Raw genomic sequence first — 2,296 nt, forward strand, 5'->3', positions numbered from 1 at the left:
TGGGATGCTACATATCCGGGTTTTCGTCGCCTTGCCGTCCACGCGAAATGGATTGAAAGCGCCCGTCGTGCCACAGCAATGGTCGACCGTGGCCCCGGTAGAGCCCGATGACGGAACCGACGAGGATGGTGTGATCACCACCAGAATGCAGGGCGTGCACCGTGCAGGTGGTCCACGCGAGCGCGTCGTCGAGTACGGGCACCTCGTGGACGATCTCGTGGGACACGTCGGCGAATCGGTCTGCCGGCGGCCGGGAGGCGAAGCCGGTGGCCAGCTCGACGCCGCTCGCGTCGAGCACGTTGATGGAGAACCGACCGGCCTCGCGGATCTCCACCAGGGTGGCTGACCGGTTGCCGACGCAGGCGAGCACGAGCAGTGGATCCAGGGAGAGCGAGGTGACCGCACTCGCGGTCATGCCGGTGGGGCCGGCCGGTGTCACCGTGGCGAGCACGGTGACACCGGAGGCGAGCTGGGCGAAAACCGAACGGAACAGCTGCCGGGCCTGCTCAGGGCTGGTCGGCAGGTCGCCCGCGGCCAGCGGACGGGGCTCGGGGACGGTAATCGTCGTCATCGCACCGCTCCCCTTTCAGTGGAAAGCGTGGCGTCGTCGTCGTGGATGTCGCCGTCGGCAGGAAAAACCACGTGATCGCCGAACAGACCGCGCAGGATCCGCTGCATGTTGTCGCGCAAGGTGCGTTCGGCGATCGGGTCGATGATCGCGGCGAGGCTGGGCATGCCGAGGTCGAAGTGCGCTGTGAAGGTGAGGGTGGCGTCCGGGCCGGCCTGGTAGGCCTGCCAGGTGCCGTGGAAGGTGTCGAAGTCTCCGTCTGTCTGGCTGAAGCTGATCGTGTGAGCAACGGAATCGATGTGATCGCGTTCTGACCAGCAGAGCAGGCCGTTGCGGAAGACGACCGACCAGTCGGAGTCGACGGTTCCATCGTCGTGATCGGTGATTGTGACCTCACGAACGGCATCGGTGTACTCGGGATAGCGGCCGAAATCGCTGACGCGGGCGAAAACGGCGTCCACCCGGGCGGCGGGTATGAGGGTTTCCAGGGCAACGGTGCGCATCTCAGGCGCTCCTTTCCAGGGTTGTGGTGTGCGGGTGGCTGTCGCGCAACGCTCCGCCGGCGCCGGTGACCGCGGTCAGGACGAGGTCCACGTCGGCCGCGGTGAGCACCGCGGGTGGGGTGAGCCGGATGACGTTGTGGGCGTTGAGGGAGTGGTTCACGATCACTCCACGTTCGATCATTTCGAGGACGAGCTCGCCGGCGAGTTGGGCATCGGCCAGCTCGATGCCGATCAGCAGGCCCGCACCCCGGACGTCGACCACGAGGTCTGGGCAGGTGCCGTACAGGATGTCCTGTATGCCGGCAAGCAGCTGTTCGCCGAGCACTCGGGCACGTTCGACGAGCCCTTCGTCCCGGATGGTGGTCACGGCGGCCGCGGCCGCGGCCATGGCAACCGGAGCTCCCGCGAAGGTGGATGTGTGCAGGAACGGGTCGCGGTTGAACGGCGCGTACGTGGCGGCGGTCGCGACCATGGCGGCGACCGGGATGACTCCGCCGGAGAGGTTCTTGCCGACCAGCAGTATGTCGGGGATGACGTCTTCGGCATCCGCTCCCCACCAGCGTCCCAGCCGGCCCAACCCGGTCTGGATCTCGTCGACCACCAGCAGCGCGCCGTGGTCGCGACAGAGCGCGGCGACGTCACGCAGGTAGCCGGCGGGCGGGAGGACCACGCCGCCTTCGCCCTGCACCGGCTCGACGACCACGCAGCAGTCCGGAACCACTTTCAGGACCGCGGCCAGCGCCGCGGAGTCACCGAACGGTACGTGTCGCACTCCTGGCAGCAACGGCCGGAACGGCGCCTGGTAGAACTCACGTGCGGTCAGCGACAGGGCACCCATCGTCTTGCCGTGGTAGCCGCCGATCGTGGAGACCAGGCTGGTACGCCCATTGGCCCGGGCAAGCTTGATGGCCGCTTCGGTGGCCTCGGCACCCGACGTCACGAAGTGCACGTAGTCCAGACCGGGCGGGGTGATCTGGGCGAGGGTCTCGGCGGCGTGTGCGGCGACGGGTTCGAGCAGCAGCCGGGTCGCCATCGGGTGTCGCTGGATCTGGTCGACCACAGCCCGTATCACTGCCGGATGGCGGTGTCCGAGCAGAAAGACCCCGTAGCCGCCGCAGTCGAGGTACTCGTTTCCGGTGGCGTCCCAGACCCTGGCACCGTCGGACGCGACCTCCACCAACCCGCCGGTCAGACCCGCCAGCCGGGCCCGACCACGGCTGACGTG

General features: G+C 67.9%; 3 protein-coding genes. All 3 read right to left on the reverse strand.

The features are described from left to right. Nucleotides 1-7 precede the first annotated feature (7 nt). Nucleotides 8-571, reverse strand: coding sequence for a flavin reductase family protein (locus U9980_RS25700; RefSeq protein ID WP_322770288.1), 564 nt, complete (start codon nucleotides 569-571; stop codon nucleotides 8-10). Continuing rightward, complete coding sequence (locus U9980_RS25705; RefSeq protein ID WP_322770289.1) at nucleotides 568-1,071, reverse strand: type II toxin-antitoxin system RatA family toxin; 504 nt, start codon at nucleotides 1,069-1,071, stop codon at nucleotides 568-570. The genes U9980_RS25700 and U9980_RS25705 overlap by 4 nt, the downstream gene beginning before the upstream one ends. Nucleotide 1,072: 1 nt before the next feature. After that, nucleotides 1,073-2,296: aspartate aminotransferase family protein (locus tag U9980_RS25710; RefSeq protein WP_322770290.1), on the reverse strand; the 1,224-nt coding region annotated here is incomplete at its 5' end.

The sequence above is a fragment of the Protofrankia sp. Cr1 genome, from assembly GCF_963555865.1.
Taxonomy (GTDB): domain Bacteria; phylum Actinomycetota; class Actinomycetes; order Frankiales; family Frankiaceae; genus Protofrankia.

Excerpts from the sequence above, each read along its gene's own strand:
- U9980_RS25700 (WP_322770288.1), bottom strand. The coding sequence starts at position 571 with ATGACGACGATTACCGTCCCCGAGCCCCGTCCGCTGGCCGCGGGCGAC.
- U9980_RS25705 (WP_322770289.1), bottom strand. The coding sequence starts at position 1,071 with ATGCGCACCGTTGCCCTGGAAACCCTCATACCCGCCGCCCGGGTGGAC.